Here is a 24,153-nt window from a genome sequence, read left to right on the forward strand (position 1 = left end):
CATATTTTAATTATAGGATTCATACCCAACTATTTTTATAAATTCGTTGCATATTTCGCAAGACGATCAGCTAAATCATTATACTCATTACCGCTATGAGCCTTAACTTTTACAAATTGTATTTTAATATTCCGCATGTATTTTTGCATAAAATCTTGATACTCTTTTGTTTGAGGATTTTTAGCTCTCCAAGCTTTTGTTGCGAAATTTTCAATACCTGTATAGTCATAGTACAATATCATGTGTTTCCAGCCATTCGCTAAAGCCAATTCTACCGCACGTCTTGCACCCATAAGCTCAGCACCTACATTATGAGTAGCTGTTACATCTGAGTAGGGATAGGCACTGAAATCCTTTAAGTACACTTGGTTTTGAACAATCATCACTAAGCCATATCCTGCAATTTTCCGCTTCATGTTATAACTTCCATCAATATAAACTTCTACGATGGATTCTTGTGAAACACCTGAAGAATGTAACTTTGTTGGCTGTTCTTTTATGTTTTGAGAAGGAGGAGATACCTGGTGCTTTTTTCTGTGAAAAGACTTGATTCAACATTCCAAACTTCGTATGTACTGTAGGGAGCAGTAACCTTGATATGTGTGTCTAGCGACTTAAAAAAGGCATAAATAAATAAGCCACATGTTATTAAAATTTTTTAACAGTAGCGAAAAAAATATGAACTTGAGTTGATTACCTTAAGAAAGAACTTTTGAATACTCAATAAATCCAGATCGTTGATCTAGTATATGATAGATAATTTTAATGACTTTATGTGCAATGGCAATAAGTGCTTTCTTTTTACCTCTTCGTGCAGCAAGAGACCAATACTTTCCTGATAACCATGTATGACGAGTTCTCGAGATGGCCCATGCTACTTCACAAAGCATGGATTGAATGTGTGGATTTCCTTTTGTTGTTCGAGAACTTTTTTTCTTGCCAGCACTTTCATGATTTCCAGGTGATAAGCCTGCCCATGAAGCCAGGTGTTGGGCGGATGGAAATTGTCTCATTTCGACACCGATTTCTGCAATAATACTGGCGGTAGCATGTTTTTTCACCCCTGGAATCGTTAAAAGGAGTTCAACTTGCTCTGAATAAGGTGAAAGAAGCTCATCAATTTTTTCTTCTAGTTGTTCAATGGATTCTTCGAGAAATAAGATGTGATTCCAAGACTGACGAATAAGAAAAATTTGATGTGGATTCAGTGTTCCAAATAAAGATTCTGTAATCTGAGATGCCTTCGGCATCATGCTTCCATGAATATTTTCTTCTACCTCATGTGAGTTAACATATCCTTGTTCCACCAGGCGAGTTAATAATTTACGACCAGATACACCGAATACATCAGAGATAATAGAACCTAGTTTAATGTTAGAACACTCTAAAGTTTTTTGAATACGATTTTTTCAGCAGTCATATTGCCAATCATTTTCTTACGTAACCGTGTTAAATCACGAAGTTCTCGAATGTCTGATGGAGGTACGAAACTTTTTTCGATTAGTCCATATCGAAGGAGTTTGGCAATCCATTCAGCATCCGCTACATCTGTTTTCCGTCCTGGCACATTTTTTATTCTTTGTGCATTGGCAAGGGTAATATCAAAATAATCTTCTAAAATGTTGAAAACGGGCTTCCAATAAATACCGGTGCTTTCCATCGCAAGATGGGTAATATGTAGCTCTTCGAGCCATTGAAGCATTTCAAATAAATGTTTTGTGAAAGTAGGAAATGTACGAATTTCCTTTGTAAGTTCTGTCTCAGAATTTCCAATATAAATACAAACAACAATTTCTTTCTGATGGACATCAAGTCCAGCACAATGAGAATGTAAAGTTTCCAATGAATGAACCTCCTCACGAGATATGAGATGGATGACCGAAATAATTGGAATTTCAACATTTTTCTGTTCGTGATCAGAATGAATCTGTCAACAAAGGGGTGTGCACCAAATTATTTCTTACAGTTTATTTTACAGGGTAAATCCACCATAAAAAGCCACGTACTAAAGTATCCATCTATATAATCAGTATGGAAAGCTTGGGAAATAAATAGTCCCACCCCTTTTCATATATGGGTGGGACTGTAAAGTCATGATTGTTTATTTTGAATGAGAGTGGATGACAAATATTGTTGTGCTTCTTTTTTAGAAGGAAAAGAGCGGTACTGGGCACCTGAATACCCTTTCACATGCGTCTCACATTCTTTCCAGGAATAAAAAATACCGGTTTCCCTTCCTTTTCGTACGGCATATACTTTCTTTTTCATCCATCTTCCCCCTCACTTCTAACCAGCCCTCTTCTTATGTATTATATAACTGAGAATACAAGAATATAAGATTTAAATGGATATTATGATTGTGTGTTATATGTTTTTTTTACAATAAGGTACGTGAAATTATAGGTGTGGGGGTAACTATTTACACCTTCCCTGTAAATCTGAATCCTTTGTGATATCATTCCTTTATAATACATTAAAGGAATGGAAGGAAAAAAATACATGGAGAATCAACCAAATTGGCAACCTATCCAAAACTTGCCTATCATTGCAAATCTAATTGTTGGGCAAGCTTCAGATGCTAAAGAACAATATATAAACCTTTTAGAAGTCCGCAACAAACCTCATGTGTTGGATGATGCAACCATACAACGCACCATCCGTGTTTACACAGAACAACTTGAATTTGTATGGATATTTGAAGAACAGCTCTCCAAATGGATAAAAGAAGAGCGTTTAACACCTATCGAGCAAAGTGAAATTGAACGCCTTCAAGGACAAGTGCAACAGTTACACCATACTTTAACCGATATTTTAGCTTTAACGGAAAAATTAAAAGAGGGAACCTATGAAAAAGTAATGAAAAAAAGTGATTTGCAACTTGGAATTGAATCTTTACAAAGGATTAAACGATCAGATTATTGAGAAAAAATACTTATATGAAAAAAGGATTCCGTAAGCAAAATGAGCATTTGTACATTTCTAGTAAAAACGTTATAATAGCAACCTAAAATGAATCATTACCTGGAGGTACACACATGAATAAAACAGAACTTATCAAACAAGTTGCCCAGGAAGCAAACTTAACACAAAAAGATGCAACTGCATCTGTGCAAGCTGTTCTAGATCAAATTACACAAGCCCTAGCAAAAGGCGACTCTGTGCAATTAATTGGATTCGGTACATTTGAGATACGTGAACGCTCTGCACGTACAGGACGTAATCCTCAAACAGGAGAAGAAATGCTCATTCCTGGAGGAAAAGCACCTGCATTTAAAGCGGGGAAAAGTCTAAAAGAGGCTGTAAAATAGAATAACATACATAAAAAGAAGAGGGATTCTTAATCTCTCTTCTTTTTCATATGAACCATTCCTTATTTCACTAAGTACTGTTGCAATTCATTCATTAAAAGCTTAATTCCCTCTGGGCTTAAAGTAATCTTCCCATTTGCTAAAGAAACATTCTGATTCGATACTTCCCCTGTTATGGCACAAGTACCACCAGCTTCATATTTTTTTAAGATGATCTTCTCACCATCTACATAAATCTCTAATGGTGTCTTCTCTCTAATTCCTAATGTATCTCTTAGCTCTTTTGGTATTACCACTCGTCCTAACTCGTCTACTTTTCTTGTTATACCTGTTGATTTCATTTGGTCTCTCCCTCTTATACCTATATTTATAGCTACACACACGATACCTCATGTTTCTTTTATTGTAACAAGACCTCCCCAAAGATTAAAAACATTATGAACCAAAAGCTTACAGTCATGATAAGAACCTCCTTACACATTTGTAAAAAAGGAAATTGTACGTCTTCCATCTATTATTTCCTCCTTTTATACACTCCCACTCTAACTTTAGAATGGTAAATCGTCGTCCGAAATATCAATTGGTTGACCCTGATTAGAGAATGGATCATCATTCTTTTTAAATCCAGAATTACTAGATTGATTAAATGAGTTCGAACCTTGATTAACAAAACCAGCTCCCACTGGCTGTTGATTAAATGAATTACGTTCTGCTCCACCACTATTACGGGGCTCTAAAAATTGTACGCTCTCAGCAACCACTTCTGTAACATATACACGCTTCCCATCTTGCCCATCATAATTGCGTGTCTGAAGACGACCATCTACACCAGCTAAACTACCTTTCTTTAAATAGTTCGCTACATTCTCTGCAATTTTTTTCCACACTACAATATTTATGAAGTCTGCTTCTTGCTGTCCGTCCTTCTTAAATTGACGGTTAACAGCTAGCGTAAATGTTGCGACCGCAACCCCATTTGGCGTGTAACGCAAATCAGGATCTTTCGTAAGACGACCAACTAAAATTGTACGATTTAAAGACATATGTTCATTTCCTCCCTTAGTTTCCTTTATTTTTTAGGTTCACCAAACCATTCATACATAGCTTGATGACTAATAATCCATTCCTTCCTCTTTCCTTTTGGATGTAAAAAGAATTTAATTAAGCCTTCATCTAACATTCGTTGTAACTCTACTACTTTTTTTTCAGTCATACCTGAAGGGCTGATTTTGTGCTTCAACGTTTCACGAGGAATCCCCCAATAGAAGGATGCTTCACTTGGCGTCATGTACTTTTCAATCTCTTTCATGAATATCTCCTTTGTTGTGTTCCTTTTATGCTATACTGGTTCATGAAGGGAATGTGCTAGATTCCCTTCACAGTACGATACTCATTCAAATGCCCTTTGTTTGCTTTTTGCAACAGAGGGTTTTTATTTTTGATATTTAAATCTTGATTCTAAAATAGCCAAACGAATGAGTTTAACCTTCACTTCCTTACTCAAAGATAACCACTCCGGTGTATTGATTTTCATCATTCATCCTCCTTTTCTTTACATCATTTTGATTACTATCATGTTTTTTTCTAACTCATTGACCTGCAAATGATACGGCGTACCCGTTGCCTCTAATGCATGGCAAAACATTTGATAATACTTAAAATTGCTAAGATCGAAACAAATTTGACCTTTTGTAAGGAAATGTCTTAAGTCTTGAATTACTTCAACTGACCTCTTTTTCACTGTAATCACTCCTTATCATTTTCGCTCCTATAAGGTCATTTTAACTTGTTTTATCCGCCCTTACAAGGTCTAATTGTTAATTTTTAAAATTTTTGTTTTTTATTACATAAGAATAAGTGCCAATTTATATAAATTAACAAGGTAAACTTTAAAATACCATTTGAGGTTCATATACTATCTTGAATAAGGTTTTAATCCATACGATACTTATTACATCATGGTAACTAACAAAACCCAATACAGAACAATTTGCGAATCCGGTTTTTCATAAGAACTTCACTTTTTGAAATAAAAATCGAGTAGAGGGAAAATAAAGTAATTCATTTCCGCCCCTCTCACACCACCGTACATACGGTTCCGTATACGGCGGTTCAGTTTATATTACAGTGTGAACTTTTAGATAGCGTTCTAAAGAAGAAGGGACGCCCCTCTTCTTTAGTCTTTGATTTGAGATGGCTCTTTGAACGACTTTCGATAATCCTATATATCGGTAGCCCTTTCGACAGTAAGTTAACCCCTTCGCTTCTTCCTCCGGAATCCCTAATTGAACAAGCGATTTGATTTGTTTCTTCGGTATTTTCCATTTCTTCCAAATAATCACTCTAATTCTGGAGCGGAGCTTCTTATCTACTTGCTTCATAACGCCTTTCATATTTGTACTCCTGAAGTAATTTACCCATCCAAATATAACTTGTTTTAGTTTCAATATTCGATAGTCTAACGGAACACTCCAGTTTCGTTTTGTCAGTTGTCGAAGCTTTCTTTGAAATTTCTGTACTGAGATTGGGTGTGGTTTCGTTTGATATCTCCTATCCTTAGAGTTGTAATAATATCCAAATCCTAAAAATTTTAAATCTTCTGGTCGAGAGATTTTACTCTTTTCTGTATTGACTATCAAACCTAGGTTCTTTTCTATAAATCTCACGATTGATTTCATCACTCTGCTCGCCGCTTTCTCGCTTTTCACAAAGATAAGAGCGTCATCGGCGTATCTCACGAATTGGAGTTCTCTACTTTCGAGTTCCTTATCCAGTTCGTTCAGCATAATATTGCTCAAGAGAGGGCTAAGATTGCCTCCTTGCGGAGTTCCGACTGGTGTTTCTTCATATTTCCCATTCACCATAACCCCACTGACTAAGTACTTTCTTATGAGAGAAATGACATCTCCATCGCTTATTGTGTTAGATATAATTCGCATCAATTTATCGTGATGGACTGTATCAAAGAATCTTTCCAAATCAATGTCCACTATCCAATCATATCCGTCGTTCAGAAATTCCAAGCTTTTAACAATTGCCATCTCACAACTTCTTTTTGGTCTAAAACCATAACTGAATTCACTGAACTGCTTCTCAAATATGGGACTGAGTATTTGATGAATGGCTTGTTGAACGACTCTATCCACTACTGTTGGTATTCCCAGCTTGCGCATCTTGCCATTCTCTTTTGGGATTTCCACTCTTAAGGCAGCTTGTGGTTGGTATTTCCTTGTTCTAATGCGCTGACGTAGCTCGTCCTTGTGCTCTTTCAGATATTGCTTTAGTTCTTCGACTGTTATACCATCAACTCCACTTGCACCTTTATTTTTATAAACGCGTAAGTAGGCTTCATTCATATTTTTGTTGCTTAAAATTGCTTCTAAGAGTTCCACACTCGTTTCTCCTTTCCCTTCACGTAGTAAGTGACAACTCCATTTTGATTATCCTTTGAGATACGCTCATACTTTCATCATTAACATATTCGGAGTACGTCACTTACGCATTCATGGCGTTGAAACACTATAAACTGTTCGGCCCTTCATGAATTTGTTCCACTACTATGGCTTCGGCTGACTTCTTGCGGTTAACCATTTTCGACTGTACTGTTAGTACATCCGCAAGATCTCCCAGGGTAAGGCAGCTATCTTTCCTCTTTTACTCGCCTGATTTACTCTACAAAGTTACGCACATCTTTTGGACTTTAACTTGTTTAGGAGTCTCATCCCTTTATAGAGCCTTCGTATCAGATTTCTGTTCGTCGAGCCAAGATTTTATTCCACGCTTCCTCCAGCCCTTACCTCACGGTAAGTACCTTGCGCTTCCTTAGTGGTTGGTCGATGCGTACCCCCACAGTGGACTTTCACCACCTAGATAGTTGCCATGCCTGGCACACTAAAAAAAGAGAACTGTTTGTATCAGTTCTCTACATCATTTATTTTCCAAATAGGAATTTTAATCGTTTCTCTTGTGTACTGTATGACAAACGAGCATCAAATTTCTTCCCTGTATTTTTGGACTCAAATCCTTTAATTTGATCGGTCATATTCTTTTCTAATAATTTGATCACATTGTTACTACTAATTTTCTTTCCTGACACCGTCCCTGGGATAATGAATTCACAAGTCTTTTTATACTGCTCACATAAGTAGTTTGCTTTCCCTACAATCACTCGGCTCTTACACAACGGACATTTCCCTAGTGTACGATCTTCCACCGTTGGAAAACGAAACTTTAATCCCTCTTTATCCAGATAGAGTGCCGCTGTAAATTCTCCTTTTTCTCCTTTAAACCCTGGAATGAAGTCTGAACATTGCCCCTTCAAAATTTTCTTCATTTGAGAAGGAGGAATCGCCTTTTCTTTGATTTTTGCTGGCAACATGAACTTACAACCATTTTTATATTCTGTACATCCAAAAAACGTTTTCCGATGAAGAATATCCCCTTTTTTACAGTCTGGACACTTCCCTAGAGATAGCTCATCTGTCGTTGGAAACTGGAATTGCACTTTCCCTTCTCGTAACACCAAATATGCCGAAAACTCTTTTTCACCGGATTTAAAGCCTTTTAACAGATCCGTTTTCTTACTTTCAAACAGCTTTTTCACTTGTGCTTCAGGAATCGCCTTCTCTTTAATTTTCTTTGGCATACGGATCTCACACTCTGGATAGTTACTGCACCCATAGAAGTTTCCTTTATGAAGAATCTTGCCCTTTTTACATGGACAACGACATACTTCAATTTGTTGATTCCAGTTTAAAATCATTTCATCCGCCACTTTCTCTTCTGTTTCTCCCAGCTTCGCAACCGTTTCTTTCACAAATGTATTCGTATTTTCCACAAACTCACCGTATGGCACCTCTTTCTTTTCGATCATATGAATCATCCCTTCCATTTCAGCCGTATAAGCTGGATTTTTGATTTCATCTATCGGAAACTTCTCTACAAATGCACGACCAATTTTCGTTGTACGAATTTGGCCATTGGTAACTGTGATATAATTTCGTGTCGCAAGCTTAGGAATAAACGTCTCCTCTGTTGCGACTGTTCCAATCCGTTTTCCTTTCATTAACTCTTTTAAATGGTCATCATCTAACTTGCGACCGGCGGTCTCCATAAAAGTTAAAATGGAGCTTTCTGTATGGAATGCTGGTTTCTTTGTTTTTGACTGAATGAGGTCATGTTTTACGATTGGGAATGAGTCTCCTTCATATAAAAAAGGGATTTGAAAGCTTTCCACAGACCCTTCTTCCATGTCCTCGTGAAATACGCTTAAAAATCCCTTCTCTTGAAGCACCTTCTCTTTTGTACTGTATATGTTTTCATCTTGATCCATAAACTGTGCTTCACGAACCAAATAAACAGCCGGTGACATAAAGTTCCCAATAAATCGCTTTACAATCAAATCATATAATTGAATTTCTAATGGCTTTCTGTTGGTCCCGTCATATGGTTTTGTTGTCGGGATGATGGCAAAGTGACTATCTACAAGTTCATCGTTAAAAGTAGCATGTTTTTCTGTAATGGTAGATGTCTCTACCATTCGTACCAGATCCTCATAATTGGTAGCCTGCAAGGCTTGGAATACTTCCTGTACTCGGCTTACTTTTTCCGTCGGCAAATGCCTTGACGATGAACGAGGATACGAAATCCAGCCCTCTTCATATAAACTCTGAATATGTTTTTTTGCGGTTTCTGCACTCACTTTCAATTTTGAATGCGCCTCTTTATACAAATCCGTCAGGTTATATAACAATTTGGGTTTCTTTTTTCTGGTACTCTCCTTAAACTCCGTTACGGTTAATGCTGTACCGACTAGTTTTGTCCCAAGCTTTTGCAAAGGAGCCGGATCTAATAATTGGTCTTCTGTCTTCATGATTGCCTCTAAGCCATTGTCTGTGATAAGTTTCAGATTATAGTAGGTTTGTTCTCTATAATTCTCTATTGCTACTTCACGTTGCCAAATCTCATTCAACAGGCACATTTGCACACGCCCTGTCGCTAATAAGAATTGGTTTTTAGCCAGTTTCGTTGTACACCCTCTCGTCACATTCATTCCGAGAAGATAGTCCAGATATTGCCTTGCTTTTGCAGAGTTTGCAAGTCCATCATAGTGTTCCCCAGGCTCTAATCGATTCAATCCAGCCTCTAATTCTGCTGGTTCATAAGAAGAAAGCCAAAGACGAGATTGTCGTTTATTTATACCTGCATACTCATACATTTCACGATAAATTAGTTCACCTTCACGGTCTCCATCACAGGCGTTGACCACATGATCTACATCTTGACGCTGTAATAGCTCCACTAGCGTATTAATTTGTTCAATATAATCTAGTTTTACCTTATACTCTGGTTCTACTAATATAGGTAAATGTTCAAACTTAAATTCTTTATACTTTTCATCCATTTCTTCTGGATGCTTCAGCTCTAATAAATGACCCGAACACCAACTAATAATATATTCCTGGTTTTCAAAGTATCCATAATATGGTTTACTACCCATATGTTTTTCTGCATTTCGAAAGCGTGGTGATTTCAATAATTCGTATGCAACTTTCGGTTTTTCCGCAATAAATAATGTTTTTCCCACCATTCATTCCTCCTCATATATGTAAAATCTTTAATTTTGACGCTTCCCTTTTCGTAGCTTAAATCGTTTTACCGCACATTGTCCCATCCATATGCAAGTATTCATTGTCACGACCACAAGCAACATACAACCAGCAAATAACCAGGGATTCATGACATCTTTCTCCATTCCCAATCCTTCTGTAGAAAGACATACATTTGTTTTTTCTCTGATAACACCTCACGTGCAATTTGTATTTTTTCTTTTGGCAAAGAAATAAAAATTAGTTCTTCTGCACCTATCGTTTCTGCCCATACGCCCGTATAATCGATGTCTACAATCTCAACGATATTTACCATTATTTTCTCCCCTTTCGTTGTTAAAAAGAAGAAGAGCACTGTTTAACAGTACCCTTCTTACAATGTGTCCATTAGGAACGTTCCATTTCCGTTTCCTTTGGCTGCTCTTTCTTTTTCACACCTTTAAATTGATGAAAAAGCTGTGCGAATTTATTTTGGTTTTTCGGTTCTTTCTCCTGGCTAGATTCTTTTTTACTATTTTTATCATATTCTTGTTTTTCTTGATCCAGGGCTTTTTCGAGGTTAGTTAACTTTTCACGCTGAGAATCTGTTAGATTCAGCCCTTTTAATTCCTGAAGAGCTTCTTTTTTTAACCGATATACTTCAGGATAAGAATGTGTTTTCTCGAACTCTTTCATTTCTTTGACATGTTCTTCCCGACTCTTGGAATACGTTTCCTCTTGTTTCCCTGAGCGAGCTTCCTTTTTCTCTTCTTTTGATACCTGTTCTTTGGAATCAGATGACTTCTCTTTATCAATCCCTAGCGTTGCTAATACTTCAGCCTTATACTGTTCTTTATAATGTTCCTCCCCCTGAGAAGGAGCAATCTCTTCTAGTACTTGTTCCTTGTATGACTCCTTATAAGCATCTTTCGGAGTTTCTTTTGGTATCATTATCTTATCTTTTGTCTTTAATTGTTCTAACGGTTCAAAAGACTGTTCTACTTGGTTTTCCATCTTTAGATTGGCTGTTTCGTCCATTTCTTTCCTTTCAATAGCTCTTTGTTTTATCATATTTTTCACTACATCAGACAACAGCTTCTCTCCTTTAAATTGAAGAGAGGTTTTCGACCAATTTTCACCATCTATATCTTGTTCATATACCCTCATCTTCCCTGTATCATGGTGAACATCAATTGTGATATCTCCTTGCCCCCAGTCCATTGCACTTGTCACAGATGGAATTGCAAAACGAGTAACACCTGGTTCCACTCCTCGTTGTTTTTCGTACATATTTCCTTCAGGAAACCTTTCTTTTGGTTTACCAGACATCTTAAGTGCTTGTTTATATACGGCTTCTCTGATCTCTTCTTGCTTCAGTTGTTCTTGTATATTCATTTTAAACTTCCTCCTTTATAATAAAAAATCACTTCTCGTTCTCAACGATAAGTGATGACAGTATTTCTTTATTTAATTGTGTAAACAAGCCATCTATCGTTCTAATTCCGCCTCTTGTTTTTTGTTCTTTGCAACATTTTGGAACTGCGTAAAATTCGAGAATGGTTCAAACTGTTTCTCACGATCAACCACTTTAGATGCGGTCTGTTTCGTAACTGTAATTCCTTCTTTATTCAACTTTTCTTGTACTCTATGTTCTAATTGTGTGACAGACTCTTGTGTGATGAGTTCATTATCAATTGCTACATGTTTCGTCGCAAAATAACGTTCTTCCATTTGTACACGATGGATAATACTATCGATATCGTTTACTGTTTCATGAGATTGCGCTTGCTTAAAAGCTTCATATTTTCCAATCAATTCTTTTTCCATAGAAGCCGTAACATGTGGCGCTGTGTGCGGAAGTGGATTTATTTTTTGTTCAAATGATCCAATCGGTGCATATCCTCCTTCTTTCATTTCTTTATATAATTCCACTTCTTTTTCACTAAACGTTGGATTTTTTTGCTCCTCTGCCCTATCAACTAAAACACCATATCGTTCGTCTTTTACTATTTCATCTAGACTCATACTTGCATCTTTCTCATGTACAATAAATGAGCGATTGCCTTCTCCGTCGAAGATGGAATTCTGAACTTTTTCATATAAATCTGGTTTCAAAATGTTATCCAAATAGACATTTTCTCGATTACCGTGTTTCTCCATTAAAGAAACATATAAGTCTTCTCGATCAGACTTATCAGGATTCCATACCGATAAATAGTTGATTTCTTTTGTCACAGCATCCATCATGTGTATTCTTGCAACTTCCTCATCTTGTATATCTTTATCCAAGACCTCAATCGTTACCAAATGAGCCGGTGTTTCTTTTAAACTATCATGATCCATATTCTTTATATTCCCCATACTTTCCACCTCTTTCTCATGTATTTGTTCTTTTGCCTTTTCCAAAGTATTTTCAATCGTTTCAATAAATTCAGTAGAAGTTTCATGTACTTCTTTTAATAATTTGGATTTATCTTTCAGCTCTTTTCCTTGCGTCCAGTTCGCTAAATAACCTAACGAATACTCGCTTGTATCAATTCCGAAATAAGAAGAAACCGTATAAGCTGTCATCTCTGCTTGAAACTCTTTTTCAGATGCTGAGTAATTCATGTGCGTTTCTGCTGTGTGAAGTTTGGCATGGGCCAGTTCATGAAGAAGCGTTTTTACATTTTGTAATTCACTATTCCTCGGATTCAAGGCAACCTCTTTCGTTAAGGTATAGCTCACCCCCTTTGCGACTCCAAGTTCTTGCTTCGGTTCAATAATTTTCACACTGTTTTTTTCAGCAATAGCTTCCATTCCTTTGTACAAACTCTTATAATCTCCTACGCTTCCTTCAAGCCAACGGTTTGGAAAGATACGAGGTAGATTTTCAGCTTTTGCATTCGTCTGAGATACATCAAACACATATCCGACGGAGAAATATAAACGACCTGGTTTGACTTCTACATTTTTAGATTCAATCTGTTTTTTCTCTTCCTCACTTGCTTTCGCAACTGGTTTCCAAGTTCCAGTTTTATCTTTGAATTTTGCTGTCGTCCGGTTCGGAACAAGAATTTGTATGCCTTTCTCACCCTTATTAACCGAAAATCCTTTTTCTTTCCAAAAAGAAAAGGAACCCACGGCTCTGGATCCCACAAATTGACTCTGTATTAATGCAATGTTAGATGGTGAATAGCGATAAAATTTTGCCATAAATGATAAATACTCTTTTAAATCTTCTGGTGAACGAAAGTAACCTTCTATACCTTTTTCCATCTTCTTTGTTAGTGCTTCTACCTTTTGTTTTTTCTCTTCAAATGAAACTGGGGAACGCTTTTTACTCATTGTTTTCCGCTCCCTTTGATGAAGCTTCTATTAATTCATCCATCGTTTCCTCATTCCATGTTTCTAAATCAGTTGGAACACATATTTTCTTTGTTTTCATATTGATGGGAATGAGTAAATCATTTTCTGGAAGCTCAATGTAATCGAATAACTCTTGTTCTTCCTGCTCTGTTAAATGGATTGTAACTTCTTGATTGCCGACTTGAAAAGTAACCTCTCTTTCGCCAATAGATTTTATGATTCCGATTTCAATATCTTCGTGAAATAATAACATCTTCGCTTCCCCTTTTCTGATATAAGATACCTATCTTAATTCCTTGTTCTTTACTTTTGCGTTCCACTCTACCATACTACCTAGCCATACAAATGGAATCGCAATCACTGCGCAGTGTAACAGAAACAACGAATCCGTTACAACCTTTGTTACATATAAACAGAATATCCCTACACCCACTATGCAACCTAACACCAATAAATGAACAAGTTGGTTCCATTTCTTTTCAATGATTAACATGCTGATTAATCCTACACAAATGATTAACAGAAAGACAGCAACCATACCTAACGAATTGGGCACGGTTACAATTGGTTCAATTCCTGAAGGTCCCATCTCTCATTCACTCCCTTATCAATTGATTTCATCAACAGATATAAATACTGTTTCCTTTTGTCCTCTGGACGCCTGATGATCTACTTTCTTTTGTCTTTTATGTGCAATTCTATCTTCCACTACTTTTCTTATATGCTTTGTTGCTTCTGTTTCTGCGATATCAGTTGTACAAACGCCTTGATAATTTTCATGTTCATAAATCCCATTCATAAACTCAAGTAACATTTGCGTATTTTTATCTGCACTATTGGTACCAAGACGAATTTTTGTCAGCTCTTCTTTTAATACTTCATGAAGATGCTTTGTCACAACTTCTGTAATATACCGAAGAGACCATTCTTGTTGTTTTGCCTCTTTATGTTCCTTACATATTCGAACAATTGCGTCACCATTATAACCATTTCGAATTTTATGTTCCTCCATATAAGTTGTAATATATTGATCTGTTTCCTCATCAATGGAAAACACTCTTCTGGTCTTACTCATCGTTCATAACCCCTCTCATTTTGTTGTTGGATGTCTCTCTGAAGGCGCTCATAATAACGTTGGTTTTTCCAACTTTCATATTCACTTTTAAATGCGCCCTCCATCTTTTTGAGTGCATATTGCATCGAAACATTTTGTTGAAATGTTTTTCGTTCCCTAGGCTTTCGATCTAACATTTTATCAATACGCTGTCTTTCCTTATCGTACGCTTTCATCTCTTGTAAAAATGCATTTCCCATTCGCTTGTGAAGCTCTTCTATTTTATTTTCCTTATAATTTTCATATCGTTTCTTATCACCAGAACCTTCTCCATATGCTCGCTTTAATACATCCACCTCTTTATCTAACTTTTGAAGAAACTGTTTATAATCTTCTTTATGATGCTTCTCAATATATTTTTGCGTCAATGCATCAAGATGAGGACGAAGAGGACGCAATGTACTGTAACTGTATTGCCATTGCCTTTTATCTTCTGGTAAACGTTTATAAATGAACTGGAATAATGGTTTCAACTCTCGATTGCGCCACTTCAATGTGGAATCATCTTTCTTTTTATCAACCATATTCTTTCGAATCAAATCGTTAATCTGTTTTTGTTCTTGCCCACGATCCATAATATTTTGAGCCACTTTCGCTTTCATCGCATCTAATGTTGTTTGTTTTCTCTTGCCACGGTCTCTCGTTGGATATGGCTCCACTGTTGCGATATGAATATGAATGTTATCCGTATTATAATGAATCGCTCCTGACCAAATAGCTGTATGTTCTAATCGTTCTCTTTTCAGCATTTCTTTCATGGATAAGCGAGTAACATCCATCAATTTTTTATCATCAACTGTACGTGTTTTCGGGTCATATATGCCATGTTCTGCAAGCCATTGGTTATCAAATGTAATCACATCTTGCCACATGATACTGTTATTCTTTTGGGCGAGCTGAAACATCTTTTTTAGGTCTTTCTTTTCCTTTTTATTCAAACTGTTACTCTGTTCTGTAAATAAAGCGGACGTCTTTTCAGAATCCCCCATGTAATCTTGATACAGAGAAAACATTCTTTTGTGTGCTTGCCCTTCTTTTTTTGCTTCTTCTCTGTCAATATACTCCACATAATCTTGAAAACTTTCTCCATCTGCTGTCACAAATTTAGAGACTGTTACAACCCCTGGTGTCACCTTTGTTTGTGAAGGACTTGTTGAAACATTCATGCCTCTTCATCCTCTGTCATGAGCTTTAAAAATGCATTCATCTCTTGTGCCGCTGTAAAACATTTCTCCATCGCAAAGATGTTTTTTTCTATCAACTGTTGAAGATACAATTCACGATTTTGTTGTTCTCGATAGAAAGCTAAAGTTTCCAATTGACCTTGCAAGAATTTATCTCTTGAAAGCCCTTTTGCTTTTGCGATTTCATCAATTCGTTTCACCGCAATTGGATTCATATTTCGAACTCTTACCTCCATTTTCATTTCCTCCTCTAAATTCAGGATCTCCACTACAAAGAGTGAGAAGAGCATAAGGGGTTTTTGTTCCCACCTAAGGTGTGAAGCTAGGCAAAGCCTAGCGAAACCGTGGGAACAAGAAAGTAACTCAAGTGTTGAGGTGCGGTTGACTCAAAAACGCCTGATGTTGATGTCCTGTAGACCAAAATGTTGAGTTACTGTTGACCCAAAAACCCTTGATGTTGAGATGCGGTTGACCCAACTTTTTTCATAACCGCTCCGCATCTTTTGCCTTCTCATCTAATTTTTTAATCTTTTCCTTGATTTGTCCTTGCTCCCATTTGTATAATTCAACCTTGTCTTTTGATTGCTTAATATTCGTTTCTTTTGAATTGATTTTCGCATCATTTTCCATCTTTTCTGTTTCCGTTTGATACTTAGCGTCATTCTTCCATTCTGTGATTTGCTCTTGCCACTGTGTTTGTTTAGATGTTTCTTGTTTCATCATTGCATCGTATTGTTTTACTTTTTCTTTTAATGTTTTTTGCTCAATCCCTATAAATACTTTCGCATAAGAGCCTTTACTTTTTTGTGAAATTCCTTCTTCTATATCCGTTTTGTTTTGATCGGAGAAGAGTGACTTTAAGAATGTTTGCTTGTCATCTTCTTTTGAATCTTCTTTTGAATCTTCTTCCGTCTTTTTCTTTGTCTCTAGTGTCACATCTCGATTGTTTTTTTCAAATACATCAAGCGCAACTGCTTGCCATTTCCGAGATAATTCTTTCACTTGTACAACAATATTTTCTTCATCTTGATACACAACTTTCACTGGTAATTGAAGATCCGGATTTGCTTTTTCTTGTGCTTGGAACTGATATTTTTCTCCATCTCCTCCATCTACATGAAGAAACATTTCTATTGTATGAGAAGTTGGATCATACGCTCTTCTTTCCACTGTCATCGTTCGATTTCCAAATAACACAACCGGCTTTTTCAATTCTGTATGATAAACCGGCTCTTCATAGGGTACAAATAATTTCGAAGTAAAGAACAAGAAAAAACCGACCAGCATAAAGCCTACAATCAAACCATATATCCATGATTTTTTTCGTCTCAAATTCACACCACTATTTACAACTTCCATTTACTCGACACCTCACTTTTTTAAGATGCAATGATTTGAACTGATAGTTCTTCAACATTGGTTACTTGCCAATTCTCTTGATTTTTTTGTACGGTTACTTTCATTACATTTTTTGTTTTATCTGTTTTCCCTTGTGATCCAATGGTCACTGTATTTTGAAATTCCGCAATGATTTCTACTTGAGAAGCACCAATTATATAAGACTGTAAATACAACTTCATATCAGATGGTTTGGATACATATGTGTCTTCCATTTCAAATGTATCTGTTGGATAAAAGAGCTGAAAAATTTCTTCCTTCATGAGTTTTTTTGCTTGTACTCTTCGCTCATCATATCCTTGCTTTTCTCGATGAAACGATAACTGAATAAACTTTTCTACTGCCGAAAGATACGCTTGCCTCTGTTGTTCCTGTTCCGAAGGAAGTGTTTCCTTCACTTTCTTTTTGAGCTCTTCATTTTCAGTTTGCAATATCTGACTTTGAACTTTTAATCGTTTTACATCTCCTGTTTCATCATTACGAGCGTACAGAAAGATGTTTAAAAAAGTAACGCCTGCAATCACAAGTGCAAGCGTTATAAACCAGCTTTTTCTGTTATCTTTATTTTTTCCTCCTGTCATCTTTCTCCCTCCTATTCTTCAAATGAGTTGAGCTGTTTTATTGCATCCCAATAGGAATGAATTGCCTGCAAAGCTTCTTCTTCCGAAGGGAAATTATACAAAAACACGTACCTCTTTCCTTCATAACGAGACTGCATTTCTTCTGATTGTGAAGGCTCCTCTTCATTCAACTCTCTATACAAAAGAAAATTCTCACCAACATCTTGAATCATATAATTTGCTGGTTTGATTTTATAATTTTGAAATTCTTCCAATGGCGGTGTTATCACTTTTCGAAATAATTCATCTTCACATAAATTTATTTTATTTGTCATAAAAATCTCTCCTTTGTTTCAATTCCCTATTTTTTAGAACCTTCTTACATGACCTTTAAACACTTTACCCCAATATGGATTTGATAAATTTTCGATTGAGACACCTTTATTCGTTTGACAACCAATGAATGTATTCTGGTCAATTACAATGCCAACATGACCGTCATGTTTATACGTATCAAAGAAAATAACATCGCCAGCTTTCATTTCCATTGGTGAAATTTGTGTGCCGATTTTATTCAGGGTTTCTGTACTTACAGCTCCCATTGGGCTTACATTCATTCCTACTTGTTCGAATGCCCAGCGTACAAAACTACTACAATCAAAGATGCCTCTTGCGATGTCATTTGTATTACGTCCCCCACCAAATACATAGGTAGAACGCCCCATCCATTGACGCCCAACATCGGCAACTTGTGAACCAGAGGAACCTCCTCCTACACTTCCGCCACCGCCATTAACTGGCACACCAGGCGTATAATATTTCAGCACGGCATCAACATAGAGCGCGTCGCCGTAGCACGCGGAGTAGGGAATCATCTCAGGTCTTACACAACGATACATACCCGTATGTTTTACTTTCTGATAGGTTTCTGCGGAGAATTGAATCGCTAATTCTTTTGTGTATTTACCTCCGTTTTTTGCAATGAAATCGAAAAATCCTGTTCCAAAGTTGTAGGCTTGTAAAGCGGTTTTAATGTGATCCATGTCACCTGGTCCCGTTACACCCGCTCGCTCAATCGCATGCTTAAATTCTTGAACACCAGCCCAAATGGAGTAGTCTGGATCGGTAATACAATTTGGCCCTTTACAGTACTTTGTATTGAAAGCTCCTTCGGAACTTTGCATCGGATCGAGTCCACGTCCACCACTCTCCTGCATCATTTGACTAAGCATTAATGGGACAAATGCCTCAACGCCGAATTGCTGGGCATACTTCCGAATTGTCGGTTCCCATTTCAACACTTCAGCCGAAACATTTGCTGTCCCTATACTTCCTTGTGGGTATGTAATATCCCCTTGTTTTTTATTACCCTCCATTCCGCCAATGAGTGTCATTGTAGCTCCTAAAAGAATCGTTCCAAGGAGAAAAAGTAGACTCAGTGCGATCATAATCAGCCATTTTTTCGGAATCATCTTCAGTACAAGATGCATGAATTATGCCCCTCCTCCAAATAACGCTAACTCTTCTTCTGTCACATCGACTTTAAATAAAATATTCTTTACGGCACTGATACATAAGAGCACATCTCCTGTTGGTAAAAACGGTATTTCATTCAGTTCACTTGTACTGATTTGCCCGGCAAACACTCTTCGTAACATATCTAGATTGTTGCTATCTTGTTGCATAATAAATTTGTACTGCGTAAGCTCAAAGAGTGTCTTAATTTTTTCTACCGCTGCCACACTTGCATCCTCTGGCACAAAGTCTCGGATAGAATGACTTGCAAATACAATCCCTGCAAAATATTTACGTGCTTCTCGGCTAAACTTAATCGTAAAATCCACCGCATGTTGACTACGTTCACTCGTATTTATCAGATGATGTGCTTCATCCATGATAATAAGAAAACGCATTACGTCTTCAAATTTTAATTCCTTTCTATCAAACGCTTTCCACTGCGGTTTTCCGTTTTCTAGCATCTCATCCCACATTAAGTTCATTACACTGAAAATCTGTGCTTGATAGATTTCTTCTTTTAAACTCATAAGATGGCGCAATGAAAAAAAGACGATTTGCTCTTTAGAAAAATCTTCTATTGTAGAAATACCGTTAAATAAATGTCCATAATTGTCTACTAAATTGATAAGATTTAATTCAATCAGTTCTAAGCGTTCCTTACGAGTCGGACTCACATTAGAACGGTAGATTCCTTTCTTTATATCTTCGTATAATTCTGTACGAACAAAATGTAAATAATCGGAGAAAATCGGATATTCACTTGCTGGTAAACTCGTAATATGATTGACAGCTTTCGATTCATCACTCCATAATTTCTTAGCTACATACATTTTGCGCAGTAAATTCTCATACTCCTTAATTTCATCATCTTTTGCTTCTGGCGCAATAAAGCGATAAAAGATACTCATTTTAGATAAATGCTGGGTAAATGAACCTTCTTCTGTTTCAGCCGTCTTATACACTTGAAGCGGATTAATTTTTCCTTGTGACCCATCCAGTGCGATCTGCTTCCCATTATATTCATGCACAATATCTTCAAACTCACCTGTAATATCAAATCCCCTGATTTTATAACCCTTCATCGCATAATCACTCATGATTTTTTTCAGCAAGGTTGACTTACCAGCTCCCATTTTCCCGATTACAACCGCATTATAACTTTTTCGCTGTGCATCTTTATGAAACAAATCAAAAATGACACTCCCCTTTGTTTTGGTAGTGCCATAGTAAATACCGTATGGATCATTTAGAAATGTAAAGTGAAACGGGAAGCCCCCGGCTAAAGAAAGAGCCGGTACTTCTTTTCCATTTCGTTTATTAATATATTGCTTTTGCATTTCAAAACTTGATGTGAGGGAAGCCCATTCATGTTCTTGTTCATTTAAGAAAATGGCACCTCTAAAATTATAAGATTCTAGAGTTTCCATGACTTCTTTTGCTTGTTTTTCAAGCTCTGCCATTGTTCGTGCGGAGATATAGATGCGTAAGTGAACTCGTTTCAGCACCTCTCCTTTTGATACTTGTTGATACAACTGTTCCAACTCTTGAAACTGTTGTTCCGCTTCAATTCGTTCAATATTTTCTTTTGCGTTCGCATGTCGAACGCTTTGTTCTGCCATTGATTTATTAATGGATTCAATCACTACTTTTCGGCTGTCACTTATAATATCTAACGTTGTAATGACATTCGACATATTCATGATAGGCTCTAACCAAAAGTCATTTACTGTCGTTTGATACCCGTATACATGAATACAAGTTTGTAATCCATCTCCACCTTGCACATATAACTCTTTAAAGTGAATACCCCCTTGTGGTTGAATCTGGGAAATTAATTCTTTATTGATTTGTTTCTTTTCTTTTTTCTCTTCTTTCTTTTGCTTTCTCTTAAAAAAATTTAGTACAGACACATCCATCACCTGTTATGAAGTGACCTTTGTCAATAGTTTCTTTGCCCATAATATTTTCTTGATGGCATACAAAAGCTTCAGAAATAAGATCTATCGACAGTTAACCACTCTGTTATTCGTGGATTGGTTACCTCAGGTTAATGGTCCGTCGTTAGGCTCTTATAATCTCACTGCGTGGATCACATCTTTTCACATTCTAATAAATAGCTTGTTTATCAGAATTTCAACTGTGCCAGAAGAGGTGAGTCATAGATAGCCAGACCTGGAATTCACTATCTCTGAAGCTCATCTATGCCATCAATTGATACCTTTGGTCTCTAACTATGAATGAATCAACTTCATATCCCTTCTTCTTTATTTTCAGTGAATTTTACCTGTTTCTAACCCCCATATAAAACCTCCCAGTTCTCTTGCGATAGCTGTAACGGCGACATTTCTAGGTTTTCCTTGATACATCATTCGATGATATTTTCTTTGTAACCTTTCTACAGCCTGATCCGCATAAGCAATTACTTCACTTCGTTGCCCTTTTTGTCTCGCTTTCACTCGTTTCGATTTTAATCCGATTGCTCCTTTTACCAATGCATTTGCACATTCTACAAGAGTAGACCTAACGGTCGAATTTCCTTGTTTTGTAATCGAACTTCGACTGATTTTTTCTCCACTTGAGTTTTCGCTCGGGATCAATCCTACATAAGCCATAAATGCTTTAGCCGTGGGAAAACGAGTAAAGTCTGCAATTTCCACATGAACAGTCATTGCCGATGTTGTGTCTATCCCTTTTAAGCATCTTAACTGTGCGACTGGTTCTTCATATCTTTCACTATGAGATAATTCTTCTAATCTCAGACTGAACCTCTCAATTTTATCAACTAGAACATCATACTGTAATAGATATTCATCTAACGTTTCTTTGAATAATCCTTGTAGTTCAAGACTCTTTAACCATTTCATATAAGCGATTGTCCAGCTTGATTTTCCTTCGTAAATATAGCCATGTCTTAAAAGGAATGCTTTTATCTGTTGTTTTATTTTTTTCAATGATGTTTTAAAATCACTTAACATGCGGATATACTCTTTTACGGCAACATCCTCTTCTTCTGGAACATATACTTCTTTATAAGTGCCATTCGCTAAATTAAGAGCAATCATTTTGGCATCGAATTTATCATTTTTCACCATTTTGTTTTTTGATGAACTGTACATTGTTGTGGGAGCTAAAATATCACAATCAATCCCGTTTTGCTCCAGCAGATTATGGAGTGAATATCCTAAACAACCCGCCTCGTATCCAGCTTTAATTTTTATATCTTCACCATATTTTGTTTTCAGTTTCTCAACAAATTTTTTTACGAGAGATACATTTGAAGCACATCGTGCTTCTCTTACAATTTCCCCAGTTGTTCCGTGCAATGCACATAAGCTAAAACTTTCCTTGTGGACATCCATCCCAATATATATTATATTTTCCATAGTGGCCTCCTATTATCATAGGGTATAACCCCATTCATGATGTTTGTTTTCATTCATTATTATGGGTTAAAATCCCTGACTTGATAATCTAGGTGGTCACTTCATATTATCTCTCCTTATTTTTTCGAACCAATTTTCGAGTTTTGATTGTGCAATTTATATAAGATTTCTATTTTCTTTTCTTCATTCATCTCTAGCAATGGTATGCATCGTTGCAAGTACCGTTTTGACGATTCCACCCGTTCTTTCACAACAAATTCGTTCTCACCATACACAAATAAAAAATACTCCCGGTTTGTGCGCCCCCATTCTAAATACTGAAGTTCTTGCAATTTTTGTACAAGGAAACGTTCATATAACGGATTCTGGCACGTTTCAATTTTCTTGAGTAGAAAACGTTGTTGCGGTTCCGTCGAAACTGGAAAATTCATAGATACAATCTTGATGGACTCTTGATACGATTGGTAATAGTGTGCAAGGTGATAAATCGCAAATTCTGCTTCCTCCTCGTTCAGGGAGTAAATATCTGTCCCCTGGATCTGTAAGATATCTACAAAACCTTGTTCTTCCCGAAACTCAAAAACACCCGATTCTGTCATATCAATAATCGGGATAATCTCCGCAATACTCTTTTTTATATGAGGGGGTTTTTCTTTCTTTTTGGCTTTTTTTACTTTTTTCTCTTTTTTCTTCTTCCCTTGTCTTCCCAAAGCCTCGTCAATCTTCGCTGTTTTTTGTACAGCCTCTTGCTTCTTATTGCCCAGATGTTGCATTATATTTTTCTTTGCCTTCTTCACCGGTATGACTTCTTCTCTCAAAGGAGCAACGACAGGTTGCGTTTCTTTCTTTTCTTGAAATCCTTTTATTTTTACTACCTCGCCTGATTTCTTTTCTTGTTTTGGTGGTTGCGGGGAAGGTTTAGTTTCGCTTTTCTTTTCTACCTGTCTATTCATTTCTTTTTCATTGAATAATGCCATCCCATTTCCTCCTTCAGTCTTGTTCCTGGTCAATTGCACAATACGTAGAACGCTTTCTAGCTAACGCAATAAACAATGCCTCAAACATCCGTTTTTGTGGGTTTGTATTTGGACGAACAATCAAAATCACTCCTACTATTAACATAAAAATATAATATGGAATTTGAAACATGGGATGAACCAAAGGCTTCGTTGTCATGGTGAAAACCACAAGCCCAATAATAAACAGTAGATCGAATAAAAATAATGCTTTGTTAATCTTTAATTCTGTTCGTATTTCCTTCGGGATATTATAATTTGCCATTTGAATTCCCTCCAAACTCACATTTAAATCTGAGCATAGATTGCACTCTCTTTTTCTAGAAACTTTTCAATTACATGCATCATTTTCGCGCTTACTTCTTCTGCATCACACCGCTGTTTAAATGCATACAATCCCTCTTGAAAATCAAATCTTTTAGGCGATAACTTCATGAGAGTCTCAAATGGATCTTTATCTCGTATGAAATCCATGCTACTTTCTGTCTCTAAGCTAAGAATAGACACATGCCATTTGGTCTTTAATAACCAACTCGTGAGAAAATCTCTTCGCCTTGTATAAAGAACCGGATCATATTTTTGTACAAGTTCTTGTATACGTGATGCAAATAAAGGATCTTCATATAGGACTTTCACATGAACTTCATACGGTGAAAGGGATCCTTTATTCACCTTTATATGTGTTGCGATTTGATAATTCATAGCTACAACCTCCAAATTTTGATTTTCAAACCGAA

Annotated in this window: 27 protein-coding genes and 1 pseudogene; 2 read left to right on the forward strand and 26 right to left on the reverse strand. The window is 36.6% G+C overall.

Annotated elements, in window-relative coordinates:
- Positions 1-35 precede the first annotated feature (35 nt).
- From MHH55_RS34505 to MHH55_RS34515, 3 genes and pseudogenes are all read right to left on the reverse strand, one after another.
- Positions 36-551, reverse strand: a complete 516-nt coding sequence (locus MHH55_RS34505) for an RNase H family protein (RefSeq protein WP_445661840.1) — start codon at positions 549-551, stop codon at positions 36-38.
- A 147-nt stretch (positions 552-698) separates the two neighbouring features.
- Positions 699-1,843, reverse strand: a pseudogene (locus MHH55_RS34510) (IS110 family transposase).
- A 248-nt stretch (positions 1,844-2,091) separates the two neighbouring features.
- Entirely contained in the window at positions 2,092-2,268 is a 177-nt protein-coding gene (locus tag MHH55_RS34515; protein WP_340882587.1) for an RNase H1/viroplasmin domain-containing protein, read from the reverse strand.
- Between the two features lie 231 nt (positions 2,269-2,499).
- Between MHH55_RS34515 and MHH55_RS34520 the strand changes: the two genes are divergently transcribed.
- Both MHH55_RS34520 and MHH55_RS34525 read left to right on the forward strand, forming a co-directional pair.
- Entirely contained in the window at positions 2,500-2,922 is a 423-nt protein-coding gene (locus MHH55_RS34520; protein ID WP_340882590.1) for a hypothetical protein, read from the forward strand.
- Between the two features lie 113 nt (positions 2,923-3,035).
- The gene (locus MHH55_RS34525) at positions 3,036-3,308 is read left to right on the forward strand and encodes an HU family DNA-binding protein (RefSeq protein ID WP_340882591.1); all 273 of its coding nucleotides are present in this window, start codon (positions 3,036-3,038) and stop codon (positions 3,306-3,308) included.
- A 62-nt stretch (positions 3,309-3,370) separates the two neighbouring features.
- Here MHH55_RS34525 and MHH55_RS34530 read toward each other — a convergent pair whose 3' ends face one another.
- From MHH55_RS34530 to MHH55_RS34640, 23 genes are all read right to left on the reverse strand, one after another.
- Complete coding sequence (locus tag MHH55_RS34530) at positions 3,371-3,649, reverse strand: AbrB/MazE/SpoVT family DNA-binding domain-containing protein (RefSeq protein ID WP_100910823.1); 279 nt, start codon at positions 3,647-3,649, stop codon at positions 3,371-3,373.
- Positions 3,650-3,856: 207 nt separating this feature from the next.
- On the reverse strand, positions 3,857-4,351 hold the full coding sequence (gene ssb / locus MHH55_RS34535; RefSeq protein ID WP_340882594.1) for a single-stranded DNA-binding protein: 495 nt from the start codon (positions 4,349-4,351) through the stop codon (positions 3,857-3,859).
- A 26-nt stretch (positions 4,352-4,377) separates the two neighbouring features.
- Positions 4,378-4,617, reverse strand: coding sequence for a hypothetical protein (locus MHH55_RS34540; protein WP_086409714.1), 240 nt, complete (start codon positions 4,615-4,617; stop codon positions 4,378-4,380).
- A gap of 808 nt (positions 4,618-5,425) precedes the next feature.
- Positions 5,426-6,700 carry a group II intron reverse transcriptase/maturase gene (gene ltrA / locus MHH55_RS34545; RefSeq protein ID WP_340882600.1) on the reverse strand — a complete coding sequence of 425 codons (1,275 nt, stop codon included), beginning with the start codon at positions 6,698-6,700 and terminating at the stop codon, positions 5,426-5,428.
- 539 nt (positions 6,701-7,239) lie between these two features.
- Positions 7,240-9,894 carry a type IA DNA topoisomerase gene (locus MHH55_RS34550; RefSeq protein ID WP_340882603.1) on the reverse strand — a complete coding sequence of 885 codons (2,655 nt, stop codon included), beginning with the start codon at positions 9,892-9,894 and terminating at the stop codon, positions 7,240-7,242.
- Positions 9,895-9,924: 30 nt separating this feature from the next.
- Complete coding sequence (locus MHH55_RS34555; RefSeq protein WP_262984015.1) at positions 9,925-10,047, reverse strand: hypothetical protein; 123 nt, start codon at positions 10,045-10,047, stop codon at positions 9,925-9,927.
- Complete coding sequence (locus MHH55_RS34560) at positions 10,044-10,232, reverse strand: hypothetical protein (RefSeq protein WP_078188036.1); 189 nt, start codon at positions 10,230-10,232, stop codon at positions 10,044-10,046. Before MHH55_RS34560 ends, MHH55_RS34555 begins: the two co-directional genes overlap by 4 nt.
- Positions 10,233-10,303: 71 nt before the next feature.
- Positions 10,304-11,290 (reverse strand): hypothetical protein, encoded by a 987-nt coding sequence (locus MHH55_RS34565; protein WP_340882606.1) that lies wholly within the window; start codon positions 11,288-11,290, stop codon positions 10,304-10,306.
- A 93-nt stretch (positions 11,291-11,383) separates the two neighbouring features.
- Positions 11,384-13,222 (reverse strand): ArdC-like ssDNA-binding domain-containing protein, encoded by a 1,839-nt coding sequence (locus MHH55_RS34570; protein WP_100910816.1) that lies wholly within the window; start codon positions 13,220-13,222, stop codon positions 11,384-11,386.
- On the reverse strand, positions 13,215-13,496 hold the full coding sequence (locus MHH55_RS34575) for a hypothetical protein (protein WP_100910815.1): 282 nt from the start codon (positions 13,494-13,496) through the stop codon (positions 13,215-13,217). The genes MHH55_RS34570 and MHH55_RS34575 overlap by 8 nt, the downstream gene beginning before the upstream one ends.
- Positions 13,497-13,526: 30 nt before the next feature.
- Positions 13,527-13,832 carry a hypothetical protein gene (locus MHH55_RS34580; protein ID WP_100910814.1) on the reverse strand — a complete coding sequence of 102 codons (306 nt, stop codon included), beginning with the start codon at positions 13,830-13,832 and terminating at the stop codon, positions 13,527-13,529.
- 18 nt (positions 13,833-13,850) lie between these two features.
- Positions 13,851-14,318, reverse strand: coding sequence for a hypothetical protein (locus MHH55_RS34585; protein WP_100910813.1), 468 nt, complete (start codon positions 14,316-14,318; stop codon positions 13,851-13,853).
- Positions 14,315-15,523, reverse strand: a complete 1,209-nt coding sequence (gene mobP2 / locus MHH55_RS34590; protein ID WP_100910812.1) for a MobP2 family relaxase — start codon at positions 15,521-15,523, stop codon at positions 14,315-14,317. Before mobP2 ends, MHH55_RS34585 begins: the two co-directional genes overlap by 4 nt.
- Positions 15,520-15,777, reverse strand: a complete 258-nt coding sequence (locus tag MHH55_RS34595) for a hypothetical protein (protein ID WP_100910811.1) — start codon at positions 15,775-15,777, stop codon at positions 15,520-15,522. Before MHH55_RS34595 ends, mobP2 begins: the two co-directional genes overlap by 4 nt.
- Before the next feature lie 247 nt (positions 15,778-16,024).
- The gene (locus MHH55_RS34600; RefSeq protein ID WP_100910810.1) at positions 16,025-16,900 is read right to left on the reverse strand and encodes a hypothetical protein; all 876 of its coding nucleotides are present in this window, start codon (positions 16,898-16,900) and stop codon (positions 16,025-16,027) included.
- A gap of 20 nt (positions 16,901-16,920) precedes the next feature.
- On the reverse strand, positions 16,921-17,520 hold the full coding sequence (locus MHH55_RS34605; protein ID WP_100910809.1) for a MerR family transcriptional regulator: 600 nt from the start codon (positions 17,518-17,520) through the stop codon (positions 16,921-16,923).
- Between the two features lie 11 nt (positions 17,521-17,531).
- Complete coding sequence (locus MHH55_RS34610; protein WP_100910808.1) at positions 17,532-17,834, reverse strand: hypothetical protein; 303 nt, start codon at positions 17,832-17,834, stop codon at positions 17,532-17,534.
- A gap of 33 nt (positions 17,835-17,867) precedes the next feature.
- Positions 17,868-18,989 (reverse strand): bifunctional lytic transglycosylase/C40 family peptidase, encoded by a 1,122-nt coding sequence (locus MHH55_RS34615; RefSeq protein ID WP_100910807.1) that lies wholly within the window; start codon positions 18,987-18,989, stop codon positions 17,868-17,870.
- Positions 18,990-18,992: 3 nt separating this feature from the next.
- Complete coding sequence (locus MHH55_RS34620) at positions 18,993-20,933, reverse strand: VirB4 family type IV secretion system protein (protein ID WP_100910806.1); 1,941 nt, start codon at positions 20,931-20,933, stop codon at positions 18,993-18,995.
- 354 nt (positions 20,934-21,287) lie between these two features.
- A complete protein-coding gene (locus MHH55_RS34625; RefSeq protein ID WP_340882613.1) occupies positions 21,288-22,400 on the reverse strand; it encodes an IS110 family transposase in 1,113 nt (370 codons plus the stop codon).
- Positions 22,401-22,516: 116 nt separating this feature from the next.
- Positions 22,517-23,377 (reverse strand): hypothetical protein, encoded by an 861-nt coding sequence (locus MHH55_RS34630; RefSeq protein ID WP_100910805.1) that lies wholly within the window; start codon positions 23,375-23,377, stop codon positions 22,517-22,519.
- A 13-nt stretch (positions 23,378-23,390) separates the two neighbouring features.
- Positions 23,391-23,681 (reverse strand): DUF5592 family protein, encoded by a 291-nt coding sequence (locus MHH55_RS34635; RefSeq protein ID WP_097906518.1) that lies wholly within the window; start codon positions 23,679-23,681, stop codon positions 23,391-23,393.
- A 23-nt stretch (positions 23,682-23,704) separates the two neighbouring features.
- A complete protein-coding gene (locus MHH55_RS34640) occupies positions 23,705-24,118 on the reverse strand; it encodes a hypothetical protein (protein WP_100910804.1) in 414 nt (137 codons plus the stop codon).
- Positions 24,119-24,153: the final 35 nt, after the last annotated feature.

The sequence above is a fragment of the Bacillus sp. FSL K6-2944 genome, assembly GCF_038005385.1.
Lineage (GTDB): Bacteria > Bacillota > Bacilli > Bacillales > Bacillaceae_G > Bacillus_A > Bacillus_A cereus.

What these genes read in the sequence shown, in the direction of transcription:
- MHH55_RS34515 (WP_340882587.1), bottom strand. Translation starts at nt 2,268, where the DNA reads ATGAAAAAGAAAGTATATGCCGTACGAAAAGGAAGGGAAACCGGTATT.
- MHH55_RS34520 (WP_340882590.1), top strand. Translation starts at nt 2,500, where the DNA reads ATGGAGAATCAACCAAATTGGCAACCTATCCAAAACTTGCCTATCATT.
- MHH55_RS34525 (WP_340882591.1), top strand. Translation starts at nt 3,036, where the DNA reads ATGAATAAAACAGAACTTATCAAACAAGTTGCCCAGGAAGCAAACTTA.
- MHH55_RS34530 (WP_100910823.1), bottom strand. Translation starts at nt 3,649, where the DNA reads ATGAAATCAACAGGTATAACAAGAAAAGTAGACGAGTTAGGACGAGTG.
- ssb (WP_340882594.1), bottom strand. Translation starts at nt 4,351, where the DNA reads ATGTCTTTAAATCGTACAATTTTAGTTGGTCGTCTTACGAAAGATCCT.
- MHH55_RS34540 (WP_086409714.1), bottom strand. Translation starts at nt 4,617, where the DNA reads ATGAAAGAGATTGAAAAGTACATGACGCCAAGTGAAGCATCCTTCTAT.
- MHH55_RS34555 (WP_262984015.1), bottom strand. Translation starts at nt 10,047, where the DNA reads ATGAATCCCTGGTTATTTGCTGGTTGTATGTTGCTTGTGGTCGTGACA.
- MHH55_RS34560 (WP_078188036.1), bottom strand. Translation starts at nt 10,232, where the DNA reads ATGGTAAATATCGTTGAGATTGTAGACATCGATTATACGGGCGTATGG.
- MHH55_RS34565 (WP_340882606.1), bottom strand. Translation starts at nt 11,290, where the DNA reads ATGAATATACAAGAACAACTGAAGCAAGAAGAGATCAGAGAAGCCGTA.
- MHH55_RS34570 (WP_100910816.1), bottom strand. Translation starts at nt 13,222, where the DNA reads ATGAGTAAAAAGCGTTCCCCAGTTTCATTTGAAGAGAAAAAACAAAAG.
- MHH55_RS34575 (WP_100910815.1), bottom strand. Translation starts at nt 13,496, where the DNA reads ATGTTATTATTTCACGAAGATATTGAAATCGGAATCATAAAATCTATT.
- MHH55_RS34580 (WP_100910814.1), bottom strand. Translation starts at nt 13,832, where the DNA reads ATGGGACCTTCAGGAATTGAACCAATTGTAACCGTGCCCAATTCGTTA.
- MHH55_RS34585 (WP_100910813.1), bottom strand. Translation starts at nt 14,318, where the DNA reads ATGAGTAAGACCAGAAGAGTGTTTTCCATTGATGAGGAAACAGATCAA.
- mobP2 (WP_100910812.1), bottom strand. Translation starts at nt 15,523, where the DNA reads ATGAATGTTTCAACAAGTCCTTCACAAACAAAGGTGACACCAGGGGTT.
- MHH55_RS34595 (WP_100910811.1), bottom strand. Translation starts at nt 15,777, where the DNA reads ATGGAGGTAAGAGTTCGAAATATGAATCCAATTGCGGTGAAACGAATT.
- MHH55_RS34600 (WP_100910810.1), bottom strand. Translation starts at nt 16,900, where the DNA reads ATGGAAGTTGTAAATAGTGGTGTGAATTTGAGACGAAAAAAATCATGG.
- MHH55_RS34605 (WP_100910809.1), bottom strand. Translation starts at nt 17,520, where the DNA reads ATGACAGGAGGAAAAAATAAAGATAACAGAAAAAGCTGGTTTATAACG.
- MHH55_RS34610 (WP_100910808.1), bottom strand. Translation starts at nt 17,834, where the DNA reads ATGACAAATAAAATAAATTTATGTGAAGATGAATTATTTCGAAAAGTG.
- MHH55_RS34615 (WP_100910807.1), bottom strand. Translation starts at nt 18,989, where the DNA reads ATGCATCTTGTACTGAAGATGATTCCGAAAAAATGGCTGATTATGATC.
- MHH55_RS34620 (WP_100910806.1), bottom strand. Translation starts at nt 20,933, where the DNA reads ATGGATGTGTCTGTACTAAATTTTTTTAAGAGAAAGCAAAAGAAAGAA.
- MHH55_RS34625 (WP_340882613.1), bottom strand. Translation starts at nt 22,400, where the DNA reads ATGGAAAATATAATATATATTGGGATGGATGTCCACAAGGAAAGTTTT.
- MHH55_RS34630 (WP_100910805.1), bottom strand. Translation starts at nt 23,377, where the DNA reads ATGGCATTATTCAATGAAAAAGAAATGAATAGACAGGTAGAAAAGAAA.
- MHH55_RS34635 (WP_097906518.1), bottom strand. Translation starts at nt 23,681, where the DNA reads ATGGCAAATTATAATATCCCGAAGGAAATACGAACAGAATTAAAGATT.
- MHH55_RS34640 (WP_100910804.1), bottom strand. Translation starts at nt 24,118, where the DNA reads ATGAATTATCAAATCGCAACACATATAAAGGTGAATAAAGGATCCCTT.